18 protein-coding genes and 5 pseudogenes are annotated in these 26,150 nt (G+C 33.8%); 1 reads left to right on the plus strand and 22 read right to left on the minus strand.

The window, feature by feature from the left end; all coding sequences use genetic code 11:
• Positions 1-232: 232 nt before the first annotated feature.
• From ABH957_RS17400 to ABH957_RS17410, 3 genes and pseudogenes are all read right to left on the minus strand, one after another.
• Positions 233-463 (minus strand): DUF2187 family protein, encoded by a 231-nt coding sequence (locus ABH957_RS17400; protein WP_087944776.1) that lies wholly within the window; start codon positions 461-463, stop codon positions 233-235.
• A gap of 609 nt (positions 464-1,072) precedes the next feature.
• Positions 1,073-2,519 (minus strand): annotated as a pseudogene (bglA, locus tag ABH957_RS17405) (6-phospho-beta-glucosidase BglA).
• A pseudogene (locus ABH957_RS17410) lies at positions 2,516-4,371 on the minus strand (beta-glucoside-specific PTS transporter subunit IIABC). Before ABH957_RS17410 ends, bglA begins: the two co-directional pseudogenes overlap by 4 nt.
• 169 nt (positions 4,372-4,540) lie before the next feature.
• On the opposite strand from ABH957_RS17410, the gene ABH957_RS17415 reads away from it, so the two are divergent.
• The gene (locus ABH957_RS17415; protein WP_404511855.1) at positions 4,541-5,251 is read left to right on the plus strand and encodes a GntR family transcriptional regulator; all 711 of its coding nucleotides are present in this window, start codon (positions 4,541-4,543) and stop codon (positions 5,249-5,251) included.
• Positions 5,252-5,826: 575 nt separating this feature from the next.
• Here the strand turns inward: ABH957_RS17415 and ABH957_RS17420 are convergent.
• From ABH957_RS17420 to ABH957_RS17510, 19 genes and pseudogenes are all read right to left on the minus strand, one after another.
• Entirely contained in the window at positions 5,827-6,066 is a 240-nt protein-coding gene (locus ABH957_RS17420) for an NUDIX domain-containing protein (protein WP_233156266.1), read from the minus strand.
• A gap of 151 nt (positions 6,067-6,217) precedes the next feature.
• The gene (locus ABH957_RS17425) at positions 6,218-8,047 is read right to left on the minus strand and encodes an FtsX-like permease family protein (RefSeq protein ID WP_404511857.1); all 1,830 of its coding nucleotides are present in this window, start codon (positions 8,045-8,047) and stop codon (positions 6,218-6,220) included.
• 16 nt (positions 8,048-8,063) lie between these two features.
• Positions 8,064-8,825 (minus strand): ABC transporter ATP-binding protein, encoded by a 762-nt coding sequence (locus ABH957_RS17430; RefSeq protein WP_404511859.1) that lies wholly within the window; start codon positions 8,823-8,825, stop codon positions 8,064-8,066.
• A 255-nt stretch (positions 8,826-9,080) separates the two neighbouring features.
• The gene (locus tag ABH957_RS17435; protein WP_016126980.1) at positions 9,081-10,160 is read right to left on the minus strand and encodes a HAMP domain-containing sensor histidine kinase; all 1,080 of its coding nucleotides are present in this window, start codon (positions 10,158-10,160) and stop codon (positions 9,081-9,083) included.
• Complete coding sequence (locus ABH957_RS17440) at positions 10,157-10,843, minus strand: response regulator transcription factor (RefSeq protein ID WP_404511861.1); 687 nt, start codon at positions 10,841-10,843, stop codon at positions 10,157-10,159. Before ABH957_RS17440 ends, ABH957_RS17435 begins: the two co-directional genes overlap by 4 nt.
• The gene (locus tag ABH957_RS17445; protein WP_016126978.1) at positions 10,833-11,420 is read right to left on the minus strand and encodes a class I SAM-dependent methyltransferase; all 588 of its coding nucleotides are present in this window, start codon (positions 11,418-11,420) and stop codon (positions 10,833-10,835) included. Before ABH957_RS17445 ends, ABH957_RS17440 begins: the two co-directional genes overlap by 11 nt.
• A gap of 160 nt (positions 11,421-11,580) precedes the next feature.
• Positions 11,581-12,732, minus strand: coding sequence for an ABC transporter permease (locus tag ABH957_RS17450; protein ID WP_003193210.1), 1,152 nt, complete (start codon positions 12,730-12,732; stop codon positions 11,581-11,583).
• A 26-nt stretch (positions 12,733-12,758) separates the two neighbouring features.
• Positions 12,759-13,433: an ABC transporter ATP-binding protein gene (locus tag ABH957_RS17455; protein WP_016126976.1), complete on the minus strand. Its 675-nt coding sequence runs from the start codon at positions 13,431-13,433 to the stop codon at positions 12,759-12,761.
• A complete protein-coding gene (locus ABH957_RS17460; RefSeq protein WP_016126975.1) occupies positions 13,430-14,533 on the minus strand; it encodes an efflux RND transporter periplasmic adaptor subunit in 1,104 nt (367 codons plus the stop codon). Before ABH957_RS17460 ends, ABH957_RS17455 begins: the two co-directional genes overlap by 4 nt.
• A gap of 207 nt (positions 14,534-14,740) precedes the next feature.
• Positions 14,741-15,817 (minus strand): sensor histidine kinase, encoded by a 1,077-nt coding sequence (locus ABH957_RS17465; protein ID WP_404511865.1) that lies wholly within the window; start codon positions 15,815-15,817, stop codon positions 14,741-14,743.
• Complete coding sequence (locus tag ABH957_RS17470; RefSeq protein WP_002147746.1) at positions 15,814-16,500, minus strand: response regulator transcription factor; 687 nt, start codon at positions 16,498-16,500, stop codon at positions 15,814-15,816. The genes ABH957_RS17465 and ABH957_RS17470 overlap by 4 nt, the downstream gene beginning before the upstream one ends.
• A 160-nt stretch (positions 16,501-16,660) precedes the next feature.
• Positions 16,661-16,840 carry a hypothetical protein gene (locus ABH957_RS17475; protein WP_003193198.1) on the minus strand — a complete coding sequence of 60 codons (180 nt, stop codon included), beginning with the start codon at positions 16,838-16,840 and terminating at the stop codon, positions 16,661-16,663.
• 796 nt (positions 16,841-17,636) lie between these two features.
• A complete protein-coding gene (locus ABH957_RS17480; RefSeq protein ID WP_404511867.1) occupies positions 17,637-20,246 on the minus strand; it encodes a PBP1A family penicillin-binding protein in 2,610 nt (869 codons plus the stop codon).
• 424 nt (positions 20,247-20,670) lie between these two features.
• Positions 20,671-21,539: pseudogene (locus ABH957_RS17485) on the minus strand (serine hydrolase).
• Positions 21,540-21,950: 411 nt separating this feature from the next.
• A complete protein-coding gene (locus ABH957_RS17490; protein WP_242488377.1) occupies positions 21,951-22,214 on the minus strand; it encodes a hypothetical protein in 264 nt (87 codons plus the stop codon).
• Between the two features lie 259 nt (positions 22,215-22,473).
• A complete protein-coding gene (tnpB, locus tag ABH957_RS17495) occupies positions 22,474-23,595 on the minus strand; it encodes an IS200/IS605 family element RNA-guided endonuclease TnpB (RefSeq protein WP_404455334.1) in 1,122 nt (373 codons plus the stop codon).
• A 186-nt stretch (positions 23,596-23,781) separates the two neighbouring features.
• Positions 23,782-23,847, minus strand: a pseudogene (locus ABH957_RS17500) (response regulator); the annotation flags it as partial.
• Between the two features lie 213 nt (positions 23,848-24,060).
• Positions 24,061-24,252: pseudogene (locus ABH957_RS29475) on the minus strand (Y-family DNA polymerase); the annotation flags it as partial.
• Positions 24,253-24,686: 434 nt separating this feature from the next.
• Positions 24,687-25,961 carry an alpha/beta hydrolase gene (locus ABH957_RS17510; RefSeq protein WP_404455328.1) on the minus strand — a complete coding sequence of 425 codons (1,275 nt, stop codon included), beginning with the start codon at positions 25,959-25,961 and terminating at the stop codon, positions 24,687-24,689.
• Positions 25,962-26,150 lie beyond the last annotated feature (189 nt).

Genomic DNA, 26,150 nt, shown 5'->3' on the forward strand with positions numbered 1-26,150 from the left:
AACGCCATCCTTTCCTATGATTCTACAGAAAGAATAGCGTATTTTTTCATTTTAGGGGGGATTTTATTTTGTTAGCTTGATAGCGATGTGGTGCTACCCCTAAAAGTAAATTATATAACAGATATAAGATATACATAAGAAATAGAGTCCCTTATTATTAGGACTCTATTTTTATGATTGCTCATGTATTCTTTCATGAGATTCACACTTCCATTAGCAATTGTTTAAGTTTTTAGGAAGCCTGTTTTTTATAAGAACGAATTTTTTTATAGCGACCATGTTTTACAACATGACGAACGTCTAATTCTTTATAACCCTTATTTTGGATAGTTTCTGAAACATCTACGATAATTGTGTTAGTTAAAATATTTACTACATAACCATTTAATTTTAAAGAAGGATTCTTGCGATTTGAAAATTGTACATAGTCACCAATTTTTATTGTTGGAACTGAAATCCTAATTCATCAACTTTACGATTTATACCAGTAGTTTTCATTTTTATTCTTCCTTAAATAATCCAATCAATGCTTTTTTGCTGTGGTTTAAAATTCAACTTAACAGTGGATTATACATTACGGAAAAGATAATTACCTTAAAATCACAATCTCGGCGACTATCAATATACAACCCCCTTTTTTATATAAATCCCAAATAAAACAAAACCACTCACGAGGCACAGCGAGTGGTTTTGCTCTTTACGTAAAGAAATTAATTATATCTCGCAACTTATACATCAATGAAAAGCAATGATAGCTTAACAAACTTCAAAATTGAATTTACTAGTGTTTTTTCACGAGAACGGGAAATCTTATAATTAAGTTCTTATATTTTCCAATAACTATTTCCCCTCATCTCTTCGGTCTCGAATCTTTTGTAAATAATCAAATATACAACTACATATCATTATAAACAACACTGCTCAAATAATCCAAACCCATAATTTCTTTAATCAGATAGAAAGCTAGGGGAAGTACATTTAAATTTTATGCAATTGTAAGTAATTGCAGTAATTCATTGTACGTTGAAAAAGCAACGCTTACAAAAGAACCTTTAATAGTCTAAAATAATTTTTATCGAACATTAATTTCACCATTCGTTTGAATTACATATTTATACCAATGAAACGAATCTTTTTTGTATCGTTTCATGGATCCATTACCTTCATTATCACGATCCACATAAATCATCCCATAGCGTTTTTTCATTTCGCCTGTAGTAAATGAGACAATATCTATAATTCCCCAAGGTGTATAACCAATTAAATCGACACCATCGTAGGTTACTGCTTTTTCTAATGCTTCAATATGTGATTTTAAATATTCTATTCTTTTCTGGTCATGGATTGCCCCATCTTTTTCTAGAATATCCGCATCTCCAAATCCATTCTCTACGATAAATAATGGAATTTGATATCTGTCATACAATCGATTTAATGTATATCTTAATCCAGTTGGATCAATTGCCCATCCCCAATCAGTAGATTTAATATATGGATTTTCCACACTTTTAGCTAAACCACCGTTTACAATATCTTTTGCACTACTAATTTCCACATCATTTTTTACTGTCGTGGACATATAATAACTAAATCCTAGGTAATCTACTGTACCATTTTTTAATGTCTCTTCATCACCTTCTTCGAAATTAATAACGTACCCTTCCCTTTCAAATTCTTTCAACGCATATTTAGGATAGTAACCACGAATTTGAACATCAGGGAAGAAGTATTTTAGTCTTAGTGATTCTTCGGCTAGCATAACATCTTCCGGGTTTGATGAATAAGGGTAAATAGGTATATACGAAATCATTGCCCCAATTTGGAAATCAGAATTAATTTCTTTTCCTTTTGCTACAGCTAATGCACTTGCAATTAATTCATGATGTTCCTACTTGATACATTACTTCTTTAGCATTTTCTCCTTCTTTTACAACCACTCCTGAGTTTGTCCATAAAAATAGTGGGTTATTTACATCCATTTGGTTATTGATTTCATTAAAAGTCATCCAGTATTTCACTTTATTTTTATATCGTTTAAAACAAACTTCAGCAAATTTTACAAAGAAGTCTATTACTTTTCGGTTTCTAAATCCACCATATTCTTTGGCTAGATGCAATGGCATTTCAAAATGAGATAATGTGATGATAGGCTCAATACCATATTTAAGTAATTCATCAAATACATTATCATAGAATTGTAGTCCTTCTTCGTTAGGCTCTGTTTCATCACCATTTGGAAAGATTCTGCTCCATCCGATAGAAGTTCTTAAACACTTTAATCCCATTTCACCAAATAAAGCGATAGCTTCTTTATATCTATGATAAAAATCAATTGCTTCATGGTTAGGATAAAACGTATTAGGTTCAACTGTATCTGTTATTTGTCTTGGCACTCCATGTTCACCTGCAGTTAGTACATCAACTACACTAGGTCCTTTATTCCCTTGATTCCATCCACCTTCGAATTGGTGGGCAGCTAAAGCACCACCCCATAAGAATTTCTTTGGCATTGTTTTCATTGTTTATTCCTCCTTATTTTACTACTGTAAATAATTTCTTTATAAGTATTCGAATTTGTTATGATAATAGGTGTAATTGTTTTTAACCCATGTGTTTGAATTAATTCTTTATCAAATTCAATTAATAAATCCCCTTTTTTGATTTTTCTACCATCTTCTACATGTATAGTGAAAGGCTTTCCAGCTAATTTAACTGTATCTAAACCAATATGTACAAGCAATTCAATATCAGATTCTGAGCGTAACCCAATCGCATGTTTGGTAGGTGCAATCATGACAACTGCTCCATCAAATGGGGCATATAATTTATGATCTGACGGATCTACAGCTAAACCTGTCCCCATAGCACCTGAGCTAAATACTTCATCAGGTACTTTTGAAAGTGTGATAACATTACCACTAAATGGAGCACCGATTGTTTCTTCATTATTCTGTTGGATATTTGTCTCGCGTTCTTGTTTTGCTGCTAAGTTTTCACCTTCTATTTTTTCTGCTGTATCTTCACCGAATCCAAATATTTGAACTAAAATGATAGGTAAAATAATCGCAACCCCAGAACCTAATAAAATTCCCCAGATAGACATTGGGTAGTCAGCATTTATACCATTTACAATCGTTAATGGACCTGGTAACCCCGCATAGGCAAAGTAGTATGGATTAAAAAAGCTAGCTGTAATTGCACCTATAGCGCCTGAAATACATCCGAATATAAATGGCTTTTTAAATCTTAAATTCACGCCATAAATAGATGGTTCTGTAATACCAAAAAGTCCAGTAATACCCGCTGAAACTCCAACTTTGCGCACTTCTTGACTTTTCCTTTTTAAAACAACACCCAGTACGGCACCAACTTGTGCAACCACTGCAATTGTTTGATAGGCTTGGAATGAATCTCTACCATACAAATCAAAATTTGCTAACACCATAGGAGTAGTCCCCCAATGAATACCGAAAATAACTATTACTTGCCAGAACCCTCCTATAATGGCTCCAGCTAATGCGGGTACATTTTCCGCTAAGAAATTATAACCATTTGCAATTTCTGTTGCTCCCATTGTTGTAAGAGGTCCAATCAGCAACAATGTAAGCGGAACCATTATTACCATACATAAAAGCGGTACAAATAACGGCCTAATTACCTCATTGATTCGCTTATTTAAAAATCTTTCAAGATAGGACAAAGTCCACACTAAAAATAGTGGTGGTAACACTGAAGATGTATACACTGTTTCAGTTAAGGAAATACCTAAAAAAGTAATACAATTTGCGCCGCCATTTCTGTCCATAAGGGACTTACTAATGCAGCACAACACGCCACTGCTATGTACATGTTTGTTTTAAAGTGCTTTGATACTGTAATTGCGATAAAAATCGGTAAAAAAGTAAATGGCGCCCAAGAAATAAAGTTTAGAACTTGATAAGTTCCAGTTTCTACAAAGTTATCAGAGAGTAATTTTATTAATATTAGTAAACCTTGTAAAATGCCAGCTGCGGCTAAAATATAAACAAATGGGGCAAAAACCGCTGAAATGGTTGCGATTATACGGTTTAACACTATTCTTTTTTCTGCTTTTGTTTCACTAGGAATATCGGTGTTTATTAAACCTGCAAATTCTTCATAGACTTCTCCTACATGTTGCCCAATAATAACTTGAAATTGCCCACCATTTTCTACAGCCGCAATAATCCCGGGTAAACTTGCAACTTTTTCTTTGGCTTTTGGATTAGATCTCTTAAGTACCAACCTAAGCCTTGTAGCACATCGTGTAGCATTAATAACATTCGTTTCTCCGCCGACAGCTTCTAAAATATCCTTTGCAAGTTTAGGATAATCTCTAATTTTTTTTGACAATCTAACTCCCTCCTTCGACTTTTATACACACCTATTATAATTGTACCGGTATAATTAATCAATAACTTAACAAAATTATTATTCATTAACGATTATATTAGATGTCCTATTAATAGGTTTATGCTATATTTGATATTAAGCGAAATAAATAATTTAATGAGGTATGTATATGTTAAAATACCAAACAATTGCAAATGAAATTGAAAAGTACATTGAGGATAATAAGCTTCAACAAGGAGATAAATTACCAAATTTAGAAACGTTAATGAATCAATTTGGAGTAAGCAAAAGTACTATTACTAAATCATTAGACCTTTTAGAGAGAAAGGGTGTAGTGTTTCAAGTTCGAGGAAGCGGAATATTTGTTAGAAGGCATAAAAGAAAAGGCTATATTAGTTTACTTTCTAATCAAGGATTTAAAAAAGATCTTGAGGATTGTAATATCACTGCAAGAGTAGTTGAATTAGAAGTTAAAAAACCAACACCAGAAGTAGCAAAGAATTTAAATATGAATCTAGATGATGATATTTATTATGTAAAAAGGATTCGGTACATTAACCAAAAACCGTTGTGTTTAGAGGAATCATATTACAATAAATCTATAATAACGTATTTAAACAAGGAGATTGTAACTGAATCTATATTTAATTATATTACGGAAGGATTAGGCTTAAGGGTTGGCTTTGCAGATTCATATATTCATGTAGGAAAACTAAATAAAGAAGAGGCCGGATATTTGGATTTGGATAATGGATCACCTAAGCTTTATGTTGAAGGCATTTTTCATTTAACAAATGGTCAGCCATTTAATTTTTCAAAAGTTACTTATAACTACGAGCAATCACAATTCTTTATACAAACAAATAGTCATTTTCTATAAAATCATATATCAAAACCCCCAATAACCGAACTGGAAATTGAAAAATGACTTATCCTATCGATAAGTCATTTTTATATCGTAATTATCAACAATATAATTTAATAAAGCCAAAAAATAAAAAATCCGATTTCAAATCATATTGGAAATAAAAGTAAGGTTATGACCTACTCTTACACGTATCTCGGCTGTACCCCATATAGATATAAATGTTAATTATGGGATTAACATCCCAAATTAACTAAAAATAATATATAATAAAAATATGATGGTTATCCTTTTATTTACTCCTTATCTTTTTTTATTTGTGGATTTTTGATACAAAAAGAATCCTTATCATAAGGGAGTACGGCAACAAAACGCGAATTTCGTATATTATCAAGACCTAAATTAATAAATGCTTAAAATTAAAAGGCCTACACATATTAGATATTACTAATATGTGTAGGCCAGCATTGTTTTGTCTATGTTCTCTTTATAGTAACTAGTCCCTCTTGATTTTTTTCGTGATCCCATTCCACTTAAATTTCGAATGTTACTTCTTCAAAGAACAAAGGGAATCTTCTACGAATGGATTTCTACATAGGAAGATTGTAAGCTTCATTGATATTCACCCAAACAGCTTTTCCTTCTGGTGAATCTTTTAGTAAATCCCCCTTAAAGTCTTTTGTAAAATAGTTAAATATCATATATCGGTCTTTGACGATCGGATTAACATATTCATAAAGTCCTTTATAAACAAGGTTGCTAACTTCAAGATCAGTTTCCTCTTTAACTTCTCTAATGGCACTATCAACAATACTTTCCGGAAATTCCAAAACTCATTACTAAAAACACAGTATCATACGGAACATTAAACACCGTTTATGGATTGTAGTGCTAGTCCATTTATTATTTCCAAACCCATTTAGAATGATCAATAAATGGGGGCAGATTATGTTGATATTTCGTATAAATAATATCATTACATTAATTTTCTTTCGGAAGTACAATTCTTTTATACAATTGAACTGTAATAAAATAGTAAATCGAGTAAATCACTACGAAAATAATAATTGGTACCCAAATACGATTGTACGGATCAGGCAAAAGAACTCTGAACATGTTCATACCAACTAATACGTGAACAATACCCACAATTGCTGGGACTAAGAATACAAAGAATAACTCCTTATAAATTGATTGTGCTAATAACTCTCGGCGAACACCGATTTTACGAAGCATTTGATAACGTGTACTATCTTTGGATGCACCGGATAGAATTTTAAACATTAAGCAGCTTGCCATCATTGCTAAAAATGCAACTCCAACGAAAAAACCCATAAACATTAGTCCGCTGGCAAAATCATGACTCACAATATACGCTTGATACTTACTATCCAATTCTTCCGCTTTCACATTTTTATATTTTGATATCTGTAATTCATCAAGTTTTTTCCATTCTTTTATGTATGATCCAAAATCATCTGTTTTCCCCATAAACACAGTACTTTCTTTACCCTTCAACCCATCGTATATGTTTTGATCTACAATTTTCATTTCATAATCAGGATATAAATAATTTGGCTGGATCGTTCTGAAAGCCTGGATCCATTGTTTTGTGTCGGTCTCTCCTTTAACCCATTTTATTGAAAATGCACCAATGGGTAATCCCTCTGAAACTTTTTCTGTTTTCATACCTTGCAAGAAAGGGCGATTTTTTTCTAAATCTTCTTTAAGATAATAAACATACCTATCATCAACTTTGTAATGATATTCAAGTTTTTCTTGAAATAAGATACCACCCAAAATTTTCTTTTCTTCCGCTGTTGGATTATGAATGACTGAATCATAAATTCGCATTTGATCTGTCATTTTTAGGATGTTGTTTTTAAATGCCATACCACAAGTAATTCCACCAGCACCAAGAGCTACTAAGATTGCTACTGTTGCAAGCACATTTGTTAGGCCATTAATGCGGAAATTTAATTGTGCAAAAGTAAAAGCATTGAGGCCTTTTTCACTACGTTTTTTATTACTCTTTAACTTGTTAATCATAACTGGGAGAAGTGATCCAAATAACATGTAAGTACCAACGGTTGCTGTGATTAATCCAACGGCCATTAATCCCAGACCAATTAGCGGGTTTGCATATTTCATATAGATTAGTGATGCATAACCAATACCCAATAAAATCACACCAAGGATTGCAACTACAACTGTCATTTTTCCTTTTATGGCGACACGTTCTGTTTGTGTATCTGCATGTACAAGTTGTAATACAGAAAAACGCGCTAGCTTAATACTACTTATACTTGCTGATAGTACAAATAATGCAAAGAAAAAGATGCAAGTAACCGTCATAGATGGCATGTAAAATGCTTGATAACCACTAACAGGAAGTTCTAATTGTTTCATTAGTAACTGACCGATACCTTCTGCGAGCCCTACACCAACTGTAATTCCAATCACAAGAGATGCGGCACCTAATATAATTGTTTCGATAAACATTAGTAAGGTAACTTTATGCTTTTTTGCTCCTAACATCATATACATACCAAATTCTTTTTGGCGAAGAGATGATAAGAAAGAGTTTGCATATAAAATATAAAAAAATGTGATAAACGCTAACAAAAAGGACCCAATTTTAAATACAGACACAATATCCCTAATAGAAGAGTTAGATTCAAGGAACGCCTTATTGAGTGCTAATGTTTGAAACATATAAAAAGTTGAAATAGAGACAATAAGACCAACAAGTAAGACAATGTAATCTTGCAACTTACTTTTTAGGCCTGACATGGAAAGCTTAAATAACATGATTGAACTTCCTTCCTTACGCTTTTTGTGTAACTAAGTTTGCAAGCACGTCTAAAATTTCTTTATAGAACTCTTCACGTGTACCACCGCAATAAATTTCTTTATATAGCTCACCATCTTGAATGAATAAAATACGCTGACAGTAACTTGCACTATATGGATCATGAGTAACCATCATAATAGATACCCCTTGCTCTTTATTTAAGTTTGTCATCGCATCCAGTAAACTCGTTGCATTTTTAGAATCAAGCGATCCTGTTGGCTCGTCCCCTAAAATAATTGCTGGTTCATGCACTAACGCACGTGCTGCTGCTGAACGTTGCTTCTGTCCACCAGATACTTCAGATGGATACTTTTGAAGTATTGCTGAAATGCCTAACATATCAGCTACTTTTTCTACTTTCGGTCCAATATTTCGTGATGAAACACCTTGAAGTGAAAGTGGAAGAGCGATGTTTTCGTAAATAGATAAGTTCTCTAATAAGTTAAAGTCTTGGAAAATGAATCCTAACTTTTGTGAACGGAAATCAGAAAGCTCACCTTGTTTCATTTTCGTAATATCCGTTCCTGCAATTTCAACAACGCCGCCCGTTGCTTTATCTAACGTTGAAATTACATTTAATAATGTCGTTTTACCAGAACCAGAAGGTCCCATAATTCCGACAAACTCACCCTCTTGAATTGAGAATGAAACACCTTTTAACGCGTGTGAGTGATTCTCACCTTTTTTACCGTACACTTTTTGGACGTTTTTCACATCTACAACTGGTTTTGTCATATATATCCTCCTACGTTTGTTTTTTCATTTCTTTAAAATAAGCTGCTATTCTTATTTGCTTTTAATAAAATTTTCATGTTGCATCCACCTTAAAGCTAAAATGAAAACTTTCTTCTTTATCTACTTCACTCACCTCATCGCTTTCAATATATACATGATAAACTATGAAAATTAGAAAACACCCCGTAAAAACCTTAAGAATTCTTAAGATTTTATAAAAAAAAGCTTATGGAACCTGTAATTCCATAAGCCATTCTATTTGATTGGATGTTCAACAATAAAGGACATCCAGCCGTCTTTATACTCTGCATGTATATTACCATGATGAAGTTCAACAATTCTTTTTGAGATAGCAAGTCCTAGACCATTTCCCTGGTCATCTTTTCTTGCCTTATCTCCCCTGAAAAACCTTTCAAACAATTTATTTGGATCGCTAACAGGTGGCTTCTCGACTTTATTTGATACTTTTAAAATTGCTTTGTTACCTATTAGTTCAAGACTTATTGATAATTCGGATGGTTTCATGCTGTACTTTATCGCATTCATAAACAGGTTTTCATAAACACGTACCATTTTTTCTACATCCATGAAAATAGGTATTGTTTCTTCCGTTATTGATTTTTGAACGATTAAACCTTCCTTTTCAAATATAGGTATGTATTCTCCAACTATTTGCTCCAACAAACCTGATAAATCAACTTCATTAAGGTTTAACTTAGCATCGAGGTCTGATAAACGGGTATATTCAAACAGTTCATCAATTAGATATTTCAGTCTCTGTGATTTTAAATAAGTGGTTTCGAGGTATTCCTGTAATTGTGTTTTACTGTCGTATTGCCCTCTTTTTAATAAATCTACATATCCGATAATAGATGTCAACGGTGTGCGTAAGTCATGAGATACGTTGGTAATGAGTTCATTTTTTGTACGTTCTAATCGTCTTTCCTGTTCAAATGTATTCTCCAATTCCTTGGACATATAATTAATATTTTGAGCAAGTTGGGTCAATTCGTCCCTACTTTCTATTCTGATTGTTAAACCAAGTTTTCCATTAGCAATATGGTGAACGCTCTCGGTAATAAGTTTCAAATATAATAATTTTTTCCGCACCATTAACAAAAATACTGCAATAAAGATAAAGATTATGATTGAAAACAAAATTAGCGTATAAATATAACCTGTAACTAGAGTAACTTCGGGCAGATAATTTTTTACGGATAGATGATAAAGCAATTTACTGAAGAGAAATATCGCACCAAGTGAAACAAAAAAACTAATTGCTACCGCAATAAGAAGTTTTGCAACTAACTTATTTCTAAGTTTAAACATCCTCATATTTTATATCCTACTCCCCATACTGTTTTAATGTAGATGGGATGTTTGGAATCTTCTTCTATTTTATCTCTAATTCTTGTAATGTGTACCATTACATTATTATCCGATTTGTAAAAATTCCCCTTCCAAACAGCTTCATATATTTTTTCAATGCTTAAGACCATCCCTTTGTTACGAGCAAGAAGTTCAAGTATATCGAATTCTTTAGGAGTAAGCCTGGTTTCCTTTCCCCTTACCCATACTTGACGTGCATCTGTATTCAAGGTCAAATTACCAATTTCAATAATATTTTTATTCTTGTTCGTTTCAGTATTATATTTTGTATATCTTCTTAATTGAGATTTTACTCTAGCAATTAATTCTAATGGGTTAAACGGTTTTGACAAATAATCATCGGCACCAGAAGTAAGCCCCTGAATTTTATCCATATCTTCGGATTTTGCAGAAAGCATGATAATGGGAATAGTTCGTTCTTCCCTAATCTTCATACATGCTTTAATTCCATCCATGTTAGGCATCATAATATCCAAAATAATGAGATCAAACTCTTTTTCTTCCAACTGTTTTAAGGCCTCAATAGCATCTTCAACCTTTTGAGTTTGCAAACCTTCATTTTCCAAATAAATAGAAATAAGGTTTCTGATTTCTTTATCATCATCAACAATAAGAATTTTAGCTTCCATATTTTTCTCCCTTATTTTTTGGTGTTGAACAGCTAAAAACAAAAGCTGGTGGTACGTTTCTAAGCTCCCATTTCTCATCTATTGTATCAAAAAACTGATTAAGGAACTTCTTTTTAAATTTTGTATATTGAAAAGTAATAAATACCCCATCTTTCTTTAAAATTTTTGTGGTAGTTAATAAAATTTCATCTGAAACATTTTGGGGCAAACTAGCAAAAGGAAGACCAGAAACAATATAGTCTGCATAAGGAATAGAGAAGTTTTTTAGATACTCGTCGATATTTTCCGCAGACCCCCATACAATGAATAAATTTTTCTCTTTTTTAAATTTTTCTTTCAACATTAAATAAAACTCTCTATTATTTTCCACTAGCATAAGAGTGGTATTCGAATTTCGTTTTTTAAGTAATTTCTCAGTGAATACACCCGTACCTGGCCCATATTCAATAATATATTTAGCGTTCTCAAAATTAATGTTTTCCATCATTTTTTCTGCGAGAAACTTTGAACTTGGAAGTACTGCACCGACGTTTCTTGGATTAGTTATACATTGAGATAAAAAAGACAAATGCTTCATATTTAGTCACTCCAATAGATTAACTTTACAACCATAGTTTAAAATCCAAACATGAAGAAACTGGAGTGAAAATCCTTAAGAATCCTTAAGATTTAAAAAAACTGTTAAAATTTCTCGGCTTCAACAGAAAAAATGCAGGAGTTTACACTCCTACGTTTTTTTACTCATATCGTAAACATTCAATTGGATCAAGTTTTGCAGCTTTGTTAGCTGGTAGTAAACCAAATGCAATACCGATTAGCATTGAAATGCCTACTGCAAGAAGTCCAAGTTCTGTTGAGACAACGAGAGGCCATCCGGCAAAGATTGAGACGATCCAAGCGAAGAAAATACCGAGCATGAATCCGATGAAACCACCTAGTCCAGTCAAAATACAAGATTCAATTAAGAATTGTGTTAATACTTTACCGCGTGTTGCACCAAGTGCTTTACGAATACCGATCTCACGTGTACGTTCTGTTACGGATACAAGCATAATATTCATTACACCGATACCACCAACAAGTAAGGAGATAGCAGCGATACCACCGAATACCATTTTCATCATACCGATTGATTCGTCTAATTGCTTCGTAAATTCACCCATATCTTGAGCTTTAAATTTATGCTCAAATTTAGGAGCTTTCATCTCGTTCAAAATAGAAACAGCTTGTTTTTCTACACTTTTACGTTCTGTTGGTGAAGTTAGTGTTAATTTTACAGAGTCATACTCAGTTACTCCTGAAATGACAGGAGCATTTTCAAGTGATGTATAACCTGCTGACATAGCCATTCCGGAATCATTTTTTGCTTCATAAACACCGACTACTTTATACGGTTTTCCTTTTATGTCTGTATATAGATTTGGTTCCCAACCATTAAATAATTTGTTGAAAGTTTCTTCATTTAAAATAACTGCAGAGATTGCTTGTTTTAGTTCACTATCGTTTAATTCCCGACCGTGAACTAATTTTATTTTCGCATCTGTCATAAAGGCGACTGTTCCACCTTTTAGATTAAGAGAGACATCTTTTGAACCAGAAGATGCTTTTACTTTCATACTCACATCTGGATCAACATCTTTAACGCCTGGCACAGTTTGAAGACGTTTGAGCATATCAGTTGTGATTTTGGCACTATCTGTTCCATAATCGGGGTTGTTATAGTAAATGGTTACTTCCGTATCTTTTCCTTGCCCTAATTCTTTTTTAAACTTTGCGTTTGTACCATCACCCATTGAAATGATGGTAATGATGGCGCTAATACTGATAATAATTCCTAGCATCGTTAAGATAGAACGCATTTTATGAGCAAAGATAGAGGAAAGGGCCATGCTTATAGTTTCACTCGTGTTCAAAATTAACCTCTCCAATCTTGGACGATATTTCCGTCACGAATTACAATTTGGCGGGCAGCCGCTTCACCGATTTCACGATCGTGGGTAATCATAATGATTGTTGAGCCTTGCTTGTTTAATTCATAAAAGAGGTCCATAATTTGTGTACTTGTTTTCGTATCAAGTGCACCTGTCGGTTCATCGGCTAAAATAAATTTCGGGTTATTTACGATTGCACGAGCAACCGCAACACGCTGTTTTTGTCCACCTGATAATTCATTTGGCAGGTGAGTAGCACGATCAGCTAAACTTACTTTTGTTAAAGCAGCTAATGAGCGCTCACGTCTTTCTTTTTTATCGACTCCAGCGTAAATAAGAGGTAATTCAATATTTTGTAGTGCTGTAAGTCTTGGTAGTAACATGAAGTTTTGGAATACGAATCCGATTTCTTTATTACGAACATGTGCAAGTTCTGTTTCAGACATGTTTGAAATATTTTGACCAGCTAGTTCGTACGTACCTGTCGTTGGTTTATCTAAGCAACCGATAATGTTCATTAATGTTGATTTACCAGAACCAGACGGTCCCATAATAGAAGTGAATTCTCCTTGGTTCAGAGTTACGTCAATTCCGTGTAATATTTGAACGGCTTCTGCACCATTTTGGAAGGATTTCGTGATGCCTTTTAAATTAATCATTCAACGACAACCTCCATACCATCTTTTAAGTCTTTTTCAGGTTTAGAGATAATTTGTTCTCCTTTTTTCACTCCAGAAACTTTTGCTTCGCTATCTGTCTCGAATTCAACAGTAATCGCTTGTTCTTTCGCTTTACTGTCTTTTACAACGAAGACAACATTTTTGTCCCCTTTTTTCACGATGCTGCTTTTCGGAACAATCGTACCAGTTGCTTCGCCAGATTTACTCGTTACGTATACATGGAAGCCGTTTTGTAATTCTTCACTATTATCTAATGTGACAGTGAATTGATAATTAGAAACAGTTTTATTTTCGTCCATACTCTTTAATGGTGTAGAACCGATTTCTGTTACTTTCCCTATCCAATTCTTACCAGTGACAGTTTTTGATGAGACAGTTACTTCTTGCCCAACTTTCATGCTAGCAAGTTCATGTTCAGAAAGTTGACCTTTTACTTTAAATGGACCAGCGTGACGAAGTGTAATGCCACTCATACCTGTTTTTTCATCAGCAGTTTTTACGATATCATCAATTACACCATCAGCAGGACTCGTTACAGAAAGTGTGTTTACTTTCTCTTTTGCTTCTTTAATCATTTCATCAGATTTTTCAACTTCAAATTTTTTCATTTCAAGTTGTGATTCTAATTGTTGCACTTCGATTTCCGATGCTTTTAATGCTTCCTGAGGAAGACCAGCATTTTTATCTTTTTGTAATTTTTGTTTCGCTGCATCAAGTTGTTTTTGATACAATGTTACTTCTTTTTGTGCGATTTTCTTTTGCATTTCTGCTTCCGTTACACCTTGTTTAGCAGTAGGGGCATTATATTTAAACAGAAGCTGACCTTTTTTCACTTCATCGCCTTTTTTAACAGCTGATTCATACGTACCTTTTGTTGGATCGAATGAAATTGTTTCAATTCCATTTGGAATAACTTCACCGCCAAATTTTTGTGCATTTTCAATTTGTTTTTCTATAACTTTATAACCGCTATATTCCATTGCTACTTCCGAACCGCCGCCAGCAAATGCAAAATATGATCCAGCAGCAATTCCAATTGCTACTACACTAGTAATTAACACTTTATTTTTCTTCTTCATCTATTTATCACCTTTTCAATGAGATTGTCACTATGTATCCACCTGAAAGCTACAAAGAAAATTTTCTTTTTTAATTTCTTCACTCTCCTCATCGCTTTCAATACATACATGATAAACTATGAAAATTAGGAAACACCCCGTAAAATTCTTAAGAATTCTTAAGTTTTATAAAAAAAGCTTATGGAACCTATAATTCCATAAGCCATTCTATTTAATTGGATGTTCAACAATAAAGGACATCCAGTCGTCTTTATATTCTGCATGTATATTACCATTATGAAGCTCAACGATTCTTTTTGAGATAGCAAGCCCCAGACCATTTCCCTGTTCATCTTTTCTTGCCTTGTCCCCCCTGAAAAACCTTTCAAACAATTTATTTGGATCGCTAACAGGCGGTTTCTCGACTGTATTTGACACTTTCAAAATTGCTTTGTTATCCATTAATTCAAGACATACGGATAATTCGGATGGTTTTATGCTGTACTTTATCGCATTCATAAAGAGATTTTCATATACACGTACCATTTTTTCTACATCTATGAAGATAGGTATTGTTTCTTGTGTGATTGATTTTTGAACGATTAAGCTTTCCTTTTCAAATATAGGAATGTATTCTCCAACTATTTGCTCCAACAAACTTGATAAATCAACTTCATTAAGATTTAACTTAGCATCTATGCCTGATAAACGAGTATATTCAAACAACTCATCAATTAAATATTTCAGTCTCTGTGACTTTGAATACGTGGTTTCAAGGTATTCCTGTAATTGTGTTTTACTGTTGTATTGCCCTCTTTTTAATAAATCTATATAGCCAATAATAGATGTTAACGGTGTGCGTAAATCATGAGATACATTGGTTATAAGTTCATTTTTTGTACGTTCTAATCGTCTTTCCTGTTCAAATGTATTTTCCAATTTCTTGGACATATAGTTGATATTTTGAGCAAGTTGGGTTAATTCGTCCTTCCCGTTAATCCCAATAGTCAAACCCAGTTTTCCATTGGCAATATCATTCACATTATCAGAAATGAGCTTCAAATATACTATTTTCTTTCGAACCAATATCAAAAAAATTACTATAAAGTTAAAGATTGCGAACGTGAATAAGAACAACATTGCGAATCTGAATTCAAACATGCCAAAATCTTCGTGTTTTATAAATAATGGATCTATGACGTATACCAAAATGAGGATTGTTAAACCAAATGAAACAAAAAAACTAACTGCAACAGCACCAAGAAGTTTTATAATGATCCTATTTCTAAAACTAACATTCTTCATATTTTATACCCAATTCCCCAAACAGTTTTAATATAAATGGGATGTTTAGAATCCTCTTCAATTTTGTCTCTTATTTTTGTAATATGCACCATGACGGTATTATCTGATTTATAAAAAACCTCTTTCCAAACTGCTTCATATATTTTTGCAACACTCAGGACAATCCCTTTGTTACGGGCAAGTAGTTCGAGAATATCAAACTCTTTTGGAGTTAGCCTTGTTTCCTTTCCCCTTACCCATACTTGACGTGTATCTGTATTCACGGTTAAATCACCAATTTCTAGGATGCTTTTATTATGATTTATTGACGTATTGTATTTTTTAAACCTTCTTAATTGGGATTTTACCCTAGCGATTAATTCCAATGGATTAAACGGTTTTGTTAAATAATCGTCTGCACCAGAGGCTAGACCCTGAATTTTGTCTATATCCTCAGATTTTGCAGATAGCATAATGATAGGCATATTGCGGTCTTCCCTAATCTTCATACACGCTTCAATACCATCCATATTAGGCATCATAATATCTAAAATAATAAGATCAAACTCCTTTTCTTCTAACAGTTGTAAAGCTTCAATAGCATCTTCAGCCTTTTGAGTTTTCAGACCTTCATTTTCCAAATAAACAGAGATAAGATTTCTAATCTCTTTATCATCATCAACAATAAGAATTTTTGACTCCATATTATTCCTCCACATTTTTTTCTAATATTGAACAATTAAAGACATTTGCAGGTGAGACATGTCTATCGTCTCTTTATTGTTAACTTGCAAACGGAAAACAAGAAATAACATAATGAATATAGTGATATCAATCCCCTAATATATTGTTCAATATATACTGCTAAGCCATATTACAATTCATAAGATTCCTTCTTCTTATAATTAATTTCCCTTTTAATACACGTGTGCTTGGCCCATATTTGACAATGTAATTTACTTTCTTCAAATCAATTCCTTCAATCATTTTATCTCCAATAAACCTTAAACTTGGAAGGGCTGCACCAACTGATTTTTGGCTCATTATATACAGAAATAAGAAAGTGAATTGTATTCATACTTAATCACCCCACTGGTAAGAATTCATACTCATACTCTAGAATCCAACCCTTAAGAAAAAGGGGCAAAAGTTCTTAAGAATTCTTAATCTTTCTACAGCAGTTTGTCTTAAAAATATATAGTCACTCTTGAAATGTCCACTATTAGCTTCTCATTGTAATAATATTTATTAATAACACCTAAAAAATAAAGTAAAGTATTAGATTCAACTTCCAATAATCCAAGAGGGAGTCCATAGTAATTTATAGAAGATTCTGGGGTAGGCATTACATTAAATAATATCGTAAAGAAATTCGTAAATTTAGTAAGATATATACGCTAGCCCAAAAGGAGACTGGTGCAAATTTTCTTAGCAGATAAAAAGTTGGTATGATTGCAGATGGATTTTATGCGATCGTTAGTAATTGATGTAATTCATCGTACACTAAAAAAACGAAATTTCGTTGTTGCAAAAGGATTATGAATATCTAATCCAATTAGAAGAATACAATAATCAATTATCCGAAGTTAACTTCATACAAAACTAATAACAAGCATTAAAAAACTTTGCCTACTCTTTAAAATGGAAACATAATCTATTTATCAAGTAGTCAATAATGAATAGAAATTTTGGGGCGCTTTACAAAGAGACTCCGCCTTTTCAGCGTACAATGAATCTCAACAATTACTAGCTACTTCCTAAACATTGTTTCTCATTTATCAACCTGTTTATGCTGGTTATAAAATTTGCAACAGAATCAACAATTTCTTTATATTACTTATTAACCATTAGTTGCTGGATCTTCTCCTGTATTCCCATCATAACTTGGTTGCGTTGGCGTTCCACGACCATCCCCATTGTTTGGCGGCGCTGTATTTCCTTGACCACTACCGTTGTTTGGCGATGTTGTATTTCCTTCGCCTCTACCATTGTTTGGCGGCGCTGTATTTCCTTGACCACTACCGTTGTTTTGTGATGTTGTATTTCCTTCGCTTCTACCATTGTTTGGCGGCGTTGTATTTCCTTGACCACTACCGTTGTTTGGCGATGTTGTATTTCCTTCGCCTCTACCATTGTTTGGCGGCGCTGTATTTCCTTCGTCTCTACCATTGTTTGGCGGCGTTGTATTTCCTTCGCCTCTACCATTGTTTGGCGGCGTTGTATTTCCTTCGCCTCTACCATTGTTTGGCGGCGTTGTATTTCCTTCGCCTCTACCATTGTTTGGCGGCGTTGTATTTCCTTGACCACTACCATTGTTTGACGATGTTGTATTTCCTTCGCCTCTACTATTGTTTAGCTCACTTTGCTTTTGCTCTTCTGGTTTCTTTTGCTTTTCTTGTTGCTTATTTTGATTATTATTACTTGGCTGTTCAGTCATATTTGGGGAAGAATCACGTTTCTCACCTTTAATACGTAATTCGCTACCTTCTTGAACTACACTGTTCGGCATTTTAAATTGCGACTTATCTGTAGCAAACTTACTCATCATTTCTTTAAAAATTAACTGAGCAATTTTCGTATTTTTACTACTAATATAATCGTCTTTACTATCTTTAATATATCCAGTCCATACTGCCATCGTATATTGTGGTGTATAACCAGCAAACCAACTATCACGAGTTGCACTTTCTGGTAGATTATATTGTGCTATTTGTTCTAAAGAATAGTTTGTTGTCCCTGTTTTACCCGCTACATCTAAAGAACCTATATTAGCTGCTGTACCCAACCCAGAAGAAACAAAAGTACGAAGCATATCAGTAATCATATATGCTGTAGAATCCTTCATAACTCGTTTGGGCTTTTGCTCAAAGCTTTTTGATTTACCATCTGAATAAACGACTTTCTTAACAAAATGTGGCTTCGTATACTTACCATCATTACCAAATGCCGCATAGGCACCTGCAATTTCAGTTGGTGACGCTTCATTTGTACCTATCGCTGTTGATTCGGTCGGTGCTACATTAAATGTAATACCTAGCTTTTCAGAGAAAGCTTTTGATTTATTCATTCCTACTTCTTTTGCAGTTTTAATTGCCGGGATATTTCGGGACGTTTTCAATGCATCACGCATTGTAATTGGTCCTAAATGCTTTCTATCTGCATTTCTAACTTCTTGTCCTGTTGAATACTTAAATGGAGAGTCGTCAATTTGATGGTAAGTAGCCCATTTTAAATATTCAATTGCAGGAGCGTAATCAAAAATTGGTTTCATCGTTGAACCTGCTGAACGATTTAATTCAATCGCTATATTATGTCCTTTAAATACAGCTTTATTTTCACCACGCCCGCTACCAATTGCACGAATTTCTCCTGTTTTCGTATCCATAAATGTGAAAGCCCCTTGGAATTTCTCATTTGGATAATTTATAATGTTTTCATTTAAAAGCTTGTCCGCAAAATCCTGTGCCTTTTGGTCTAATGTAGTATGAATTTCTAAGCCGTCAGATCCAATATTAGCATCTGGCAACTCTTTTTCAACCTCTTTCACAACCGCATCCATAAACGCAGGATATGGCATTTCTTTTTGTTCAGTTGCTTTCTTAAGTCCTTCTGTTACTGGAACTTTTGATGCTTCTTCCATTTCTTTTTTTGTAATATAACCATGTCGATTCATTAATTCAAGTACAACATTTCTTCTTTCTGTTGCTTTTTTGATATTTTTTTCTTTTGTTGGATCATAGTTATTAGGTGCTTTCATTAAACCAGCAAGCATCGCAACTTCTGGTAGTGTTAAATCTTTCAATTCCTTACCATAGTAATTTTGTACTGCTGTTGCGATTCCGTATGAACGGTTGCCTAAGTAAATTTTATTTAAATACATTTCTAAAATTTCATGTTTTGAATACTGTTGTTCTAGCTTATACGCTAAAAATATTTCTTGCGCCTTTCGCTTTGACGTTTTTTCCATCGATAAGAAGTAATTTTTAATAACTTGCTGAGTAATCGTACTTCCACCTTGAGAGCCGTAATCACCTTTTAGGCTGACTAAAACTGCACGTGCAGTACCTTTAAAGTCTACGCCACTGTGCTCGTAAAAACGTGCATCTTCTGTCGCTAAAAACGCATTTTCTACTAATTTAGGAATTTGATCATACATAATATTCGTTCGTTTTTCTTTCCCATATTCATATATCAATTTTCCATCTTTATCATAAATTTTTGAGGATAACGGATTAACAAGTTTTGCTTTCTCAAGTTTTGGTGCATCCTTGATCATAACAAAAAAAATAGCAACCCCTGCGACTAACCCTACAATACCAAGTAGTAAGCAACTGATTAAAAATTTGCGAAGAAACAATGTTTTACCTTGTTGTTTTTGTTTTTTAGAAGTTGGTTGTTTTTTCATTTTAACTTGTCGTCGCTCCTCTCGAGAACGATAATTTTCTGACATGTTACTTTCTCCTGCCTTTCAATTCTCCCGTTGATTTACTTAAAACTATTGAGGTCACCTTTAGAAATATACTTATATTAAAAAAGTATGGTAATCGAGATTAGTAAATATTTTTCTAATCAGCAGATTATAAAACTTAGATTAACTCTTGAACAAAATAGTTTCATATCTATTCTTTATAATAATGCTGCCCTTTAAAGTAAGGGAATGGTGAGCTGTTCCTCACCTCTTTGTACTATATCTAATGTTTGTAATAGTGAGTTCTTGAATTACTCGTCTAATTTAATGGTTCTTGTTAGCATAATCATAATGAAAAGAATGTGAAAAACGATTCTTTTGATGTAAAAAAGAATCGACTTCTAATTTTATCCTATAGATGGTATGGAATATAGGGAATCAGAAAGCAAAGGTAAAATCAATACCCTCACTTGAGAGCATCTATTGTAACCTTGGCAGTCTGCGCGATTAGCTCAGTATCATATATAGCATCTTGACTGGACAGAATTGCAATGATAATCGGTTCTCTGGTTCTCTATTCGGTGGCTAAACGATGGCAATATATCATTAGGTGTTCCGTAGCTTCCGGCTCCAGATTTATCATCGACTTCCCAATCTTTTGGTACACCCGCATGGATGAGTTCGTCTCCTGTAGCGTTTCCACGCATCCAATCCGTAGGGATTTTACGTTTATCAGTTTGGAGTGCATCTCTGACCGTGAAAGCCTTAAGATTGGTAGCAAGTGTTTTTGCTGTACTTGTATCACAAATGTCTCCCGGAATAGCTTCGTTCAAATCCTTTAGGTCCGTCTAATTTCTTGAATAAAGTGTTCCCCGCAGTGTTATCACTGTAACGAATAGCAGCCTCCGCAATTTTCCCAAGAGTCATACCGCTATCCACATGTTTCTCTGTAATTGGTAAATACTCTACTAAATCATCTTTTGTATAAGTGATAACTTCGTCTAATTTGTCAATTGGATATTGTAGTAACAATACCCCTGTAACCAGAGCCTTAAAGGTAGATGCGTAAACAAACCGTTCATTAGGTGATCGATAAGTAACTGCCCAGTTTGTACTGGTTTCGATTTCATAGACACCCAGTCGAGCGTCAAACTTTTTCTCGAGTTGTGCGAATTCTCAATGAGCCGCATGATTTGTATGTTTAGTTTTCTCTACTTTTTCTTTTGCTTCCACCTACAATGGTTCACCTGTAAAAAGTTTTACACTTGCAAGACTTAAACTTAGTATTCCAACACACATCCCTATTTTTAACATCCTTGTACTTTTCAAGATAATCAGTCCTTTCGTATTTTGCAGTACTTAAAATAGATGTCAAACCAGATTCAGTGTATCAAGTTTGGGCACTAAGTTTTTAGGATTACACTTAATAGACAATCTAAGTAATAAATTTGTTCCACATTTACAAATAAATTAAATTTAAGATAAAATAAAATCTTTGGTTTGTATAGTAACGGAACAGAAATGGTAATAGGGGTACGGCAATATCGCCATTAAGCTAAGATTTTAAAGTACCCCCTAAACGAAAATTTTCTTTCTCTAAAGGTAGTTACTTTGAGAAGTCAGATCACTTTTTTCGTTTTGGGGGCTAATTAGTTTTTTAACTTGATACGTTATGGTGGAACCCAATATGTAATTATAGTTATAGATAATTGTAATTCTTAAATACAGTTATCATGCTGATATTCTTCACAAATATTTAGATGTTGATAGTAGGATACTAAGGTATGTTATTTTGAAAGTATAAGATACGGATATTGTCTTATGATTTCTACTAATTTTTATCCAATTTCCTTCTGTTTTCCCAACTCTATTAATATTTATGTTTATAGTTAAAGAAATAGGGGATTTCCCTTCTAGAAACGCTTCAAAAACTACTGTTCCTTCTGGCTTATCATGATTAGCCAGAGCGGTTTCAAAGGCCTTTTCTGTTGCATCAGTTAAGTAAAACATACCTTTATCCTTTACACCTGGATTGCCAATACAATCCTTTTGATAGCTGTCTAGATTATTGTTACTAAGAAATATGAATTTCGTACATTATCAAGAATTTTTTTCTAAAAAATCCTTAAGAGAAAAAACATTTACAAGTTAAAATATAACTAATATGAAAATGCCTTTATTTAATTCCTTGTTTTTGAACTACCCCCACTTTCACTTCGATTAGAAGAGAGGGATTCCTAAGTAAAGAGTTCTATCGAACTCTAATTTATTAGGCTATCTCCACAGTCCTTGCGGTTAGAAGCCTTATCGCTTCATTCTTTAGATTGATACTTGCGTTAATATCCCTATCATGGTGTGTACGACAAGAAGAGCAGTCCCATTTACGTAGGTTTAGATTTTTAACGTCTTTGTTTTGATATCCACAACAAGAACATAATTGGCTTGAAGCAAATGTTTTCGATACAACAATGACTTGTTTGCCGTACCATTTTGCCTTATATTCCAACATAGTTCGAAACTGAGACCATGATACCTCACTAATTGCTTTTGCTAACTTATGATTCTTTAATATATTCGATACTTGCAAATCCTCTATACCGATAACATCGTGGTTTTTGATGATTTCAGTCGAGATTTTGTCCAAGTAATCTTTTCTAGCATTCGTCATGTATTCATGAATTCTAGTTACTTTTACTCGTTGTTTATTCCAGCGAGAAGATTCTTTCATTCTTCTAGAAAGAACACGCTGTGCTTTTGCCAACTTCTCTTCTAATGATCGAAAAAACTTCGGATTTTTATAGGTTGTTCCATCTGACAAAATGGCGAAATCTTTTAGTCCCACATCCATTCCAATGTAAGAATTTGTTTTCGGAAGTTCTTGCACTTCTGTTTCAACTAACAATGAAACAAAGTATCTGCCAGAAGGGTTCCGTCTAACTGTAGCATTTAAAATACGTCCAATTACTTCACGACTTTTGGCAAATCGAACAAGACCTAGTTTTGGCAATTTCATTTTGTTCCCTACAACGGCAATGTTTTCATTTGTTTGTTTTGTGGTATAAGATTGTACGTTGTTCTTCTTAGATTTGAAACGCGGGGCACTGTTTTGTTTTTTGAAAAAGCGTGTATAAGCATCCGCAAGGTTGCGAACAGACGACTGAATCGCAATACTGTCCACTTCTTTTAGCCAAACAAACTCTTTCTTCATGGCAGGAATTTTGGCAGAGCATGTACCGTATGTCAAACCTTTTCCTGTTTCTTTGTATGCATTATCCCATAGAGATAGGAAATGATTGAATACAAAACGAGAACAGCCAATTGTTTTATTGATTAGGGTCGCTTGTGCTTTATTTGGATAGATACGAAATTTATATGCTTTATTGATCATCATTCGTTTCACCCCCATTTCGATATGTGTCTATTATACAACAAACGTACATTCGATAGGTAGTGAAGTAACAGTTTATGTATGTCGAACAATTAAGATGGCTTCCTGCCATCCCTTGTCCGAAGCCATTTCATCTCCCACCTACTCACTTCGCGTTCCTTGAGGAAGGAGTCTTCTTGGCTAAAATGATAAATAATCCTTCATAATTTCACGTAAAATATCTTCATCTTCCACAATTAAAATTGTTCTTTCCATATTCTATCTTCCCCACGATTTATTTTCACGAAAAAATACTTTCTTTTCTAGTTTAATCAATTAAAAGTCTTTCACTATTTCCATTATTAATAAATGTAAGATACTTACATGAGGAGAATAACATGCTGATGTAAAGATAAAATGCAGAGATATGAAAATGCAAAATCTATTGTGAATTTGTAGTTGATGGAGGTACATAAAACCAAACCGTAATTTTATAACTAATTGTTTTAGTGGTTTAGTAGCAGCTAAAACAACAGAACCTGGTCTTGCCGTATCAATAACTACTGCTAACTTTGTTTGTAGTGGATCATAACCTAATTTCAAGCAAGAAACGGATACGAAAAATGACACAGGATCTAGGCAAAATACTGTATTGTTTGGGCAAAGTGAATAGTCATACACTGCATTATCCCCATTACAGAATATTCGCTCTTAATATATTCCTACTTAACCCAAATATTCAACCTATTTTACGAAAATACGTTCGCTATTTTGATGGATTTTAATATAAATAGTTACGAATCATATTTCTCAATAATTCCCATAGATTAATATAGTAAAATAAATGTGATATGAAAGATAGCTGATATATTTGTAATTGTAAGAAGAAATGGATGTTATTAAAATTAAGATGGTTCAAGTAGGAGAAAAGACACTCTATGAAGAGTGTCTTTTCTTTGTATACTTTATTAGATTTGAAATTTTCCAACTATTCCATCTTGATGAATAATAACTTCTTTATTTACTACGTCGCTTCAATTCGTTAAATAATAGATACATAACAAAACGGACCTGACACTTACTGCAGAACCTTTTTTTGAATCGGAGTAAATCTATTAATTTTTACAAGCATTTAATGTTTTACATTTTTTACGTGCTTTAATTTCAGCTGGCTCAGCACCAAGCCAATAGGTTGGAAATGCAGTCCCCTCAGTGACATCGCCATCACGGTGCATGTAATAGCGTTCATCATAGTGAGTTTTAACGTTACCTTCAAGCGCAAGTTCTACCCATTCTGCACCAAAACGGAAAATTTCTGCAGCTACTCCACCAAGCGGATGGAATTCATTCTCGTAGACGCGCAGCTCTTTTGGTGCTTCTACAAGCTCATAAAGACTTAATGCTTCTTCCAAACGGGTTAGTTCATCAAATTCTCCTATTCCCATGAAGACTGGACAAGTAATCTTTGGAGCCAATTTCCATAGGTTCATCTGGCTACTCAGCTCGTTTTCAAAAGCAACCTCATCAGTGTAGCCCGACATATACATAAAGTTTGCTTTGAAACTCGGCTGTGCTCGGTTGAAGATGGTATCAAATTCGCCATATACACCTTCAAAAGTTGCTAAAGCGTTTATACGATTATCACTTGCAGCAGCCCGCATCCCCCAATACCCACTCATACTGATGCCAAAAAATCCAATCCGATTGGGATTAACCTCAGGTCGTTTTGATAGAAAATCAATATAACAACTAACGGCGCGTTCGTAATTAGTCAAATCAACTTTTAGACCTCCTGATACAGATTCACCTTGACCTGGTCCTTCAATTGATAGAGCTACGATACCACGAGACGTATAATAGCGTTGCGCAATCTGTATATAATCTTCCTTAATCATATCCATACCTGGGCCTAATATTACTGCTGGTGCATTACGAATTTCACCTGAAGGTAAATGAAGTAGTGCATATATCTGTTTGCCTTCAAATTCTAATACTATACGTTGTACCGTTCCCCCTCCAAGTGACGAAATAGCTGCCACACATTCGTTACAACGCTCTCGAAACGCTAATTTTCGTGGATCATCATTAAAATATGAATATTGTGCACGTCCCCACATAACAGCAGCTCGCTGATACAGATCACGGGCAGTAACTGTGAATCCTTTTTGTTCATAATGTTTTGCTCGTTCTTGAGCTTGAGCAGCAACCGTGGCCCATGCTTTTGGTATCATTGCTCCACTCTTTACTTGAGAAAAAACTTTATCAAAATCAGTGTGGTCGTGTCCTAACTGTTCCATAGTTGCCTTTGCTTCAGGGTGCAAAGCATCAAACCCACCAAGTGCAAGAGCTATATCTAAAGCCCATCCTTGAGATTGTGAACGTTGAGTCATAATAATCATCCTTTACAATGTAATTAAGTACTTAATGATTAAGTACTTAATTAATATGATGAAGTATACTATCTACTTTTGTCAAGTCTATAAACTAAGTCGTTTTATTTAGGATTCAAAGTAAGTAGATATACTATTGCTTGGAAAAGAACAGCAAATCTATACTTAATTTGACTCTACTCTTTTCCA

It is taken from the genome of Bacillus sp. RC242 (assembly GCF_044908245.1).
Classification (GTDB): Bacteria; Bacillota; Bacilli; order Bacillales; family Bacillaceae_G; genus Bacillus_A; species Bacillus_A mycoides.

Excerpts from the sequence above, each read along its gene's own strand:
- ABH957_RS17415 (WP_404511855.1), top strand. The coding sequence starts at position 4,541 with ATGTTAAAATACCAAACAATTGCAAATGAAATTGAAAAGTACATTGAG.
- ABH957_RS17425 (WP_404511857.1), bottom strand. The coding sequence starts at position 8,047 with ATGTTATTTAAGCTTTCCATGTCAGGCCTAAAAAGTAAGTTGCAAGAT.
- ABH957_RS17430 (WP_404511859.1), bottom strand. The coding sequence starts at position 8,825 with ATGACAAAACCAGTTGTAGATGTGAAAAACGTCCAAAAAGTGTACGGT.
- ABH957_RS17435 (WP_016126980.1), bottom strand. The coding sequence starts at position 10,160 with ATGAGGATGTTTAAACTTAGAAATAAGTTAGTTGCAAAACTTCTTATT.
- ABH957_RS17440 (WP_404511861.1), bottom strand. The coding sequence starts at position 10,843 with ATGGAAGCTAAAATTCTTATTGTTGATGATGATAAAGAAATCAGAAAC.
- ABH957_RS17445 (WP_016126978.1), bottom strand. The coding sequence starts at position 11,420 with ATGAAGCATTTGTCTTTTTTATCTCAATGTATAACTAATCCAAGAAAC.
- ABH957_RS17450 (WP_003193210.1), bottom strand. The coding sequence starts at position 12,732 with ATGGCCCTTTCCTCTATCTTTGCTCATAAAATGCGTTCTATCTTAACG.
- ABH957_RS17455 (WP_016126976.1), bottom strand. The coding sequence starts at position 13,433 with ATGATTAATTTAAAAGGCATCACGAAATCCTTCCAAAATGGTGCAGAA.
- ABH957_RS17460 (WP_016126975.1), bottom strand. The coding sequence starts at position 14,533 with ATGAAGAAGAAAAATAAAGTGTTAATTACTAGTGTAGTAGCAATTGGA.
- ABH957_RS17465 (WP_404511865.1), bottom strand. The coding sequence starts at position 15,817 with ATGAAGAATGTTAGTTTTAGAAATAGGATCATTATAAAACTTCTTGGT.
- ABH957_RS17470 (WP_002147746.1), bottom strand. The coding sequence starts at position 16,500 with ATGGAGTCAAAAATTCTTATTGTTGATGATGATAAAGAGATTAGAAAT.
- ABH957_RS17475 (WP_003193198.1), bottom strand. The coding sequence starts at position 16,840 with ATGAGCCAAAAATCAGTTGGTGCAGCCCTTCCAAGTTTAAGGTTTATT.
- ABH957_RS17480 (WP_404511867.1), bottom strand. The coding sequence starts at position 20,246 with ATGTCAGAAAATTATCGTTCTCGAGAGGAGCGACGACAAGTTAAAATG.
- ABH957_RS17490 (WP_242488377.1), bottom strand. The coding sequence starts at position 22,214 with ATGTTTTACTTAACTGATGCAACAGAAAAGGCCTTTGAAACCGCTCTG.
- tnpB (WP_404455334.1), bottom strand. The coding sequence starts at position 23,595 with ATGATGATCAATAAAGCATATAAATTTCGTATCTATCCAAATAAAGCA.
- ABH957_RS17510 (WP_404455328.1), bottom strand. The coding sequence starts at position 25,961 with ATGACTCAACGTTCACAATCTCAAGGATGGGCTTTAGATATAGCTCTT.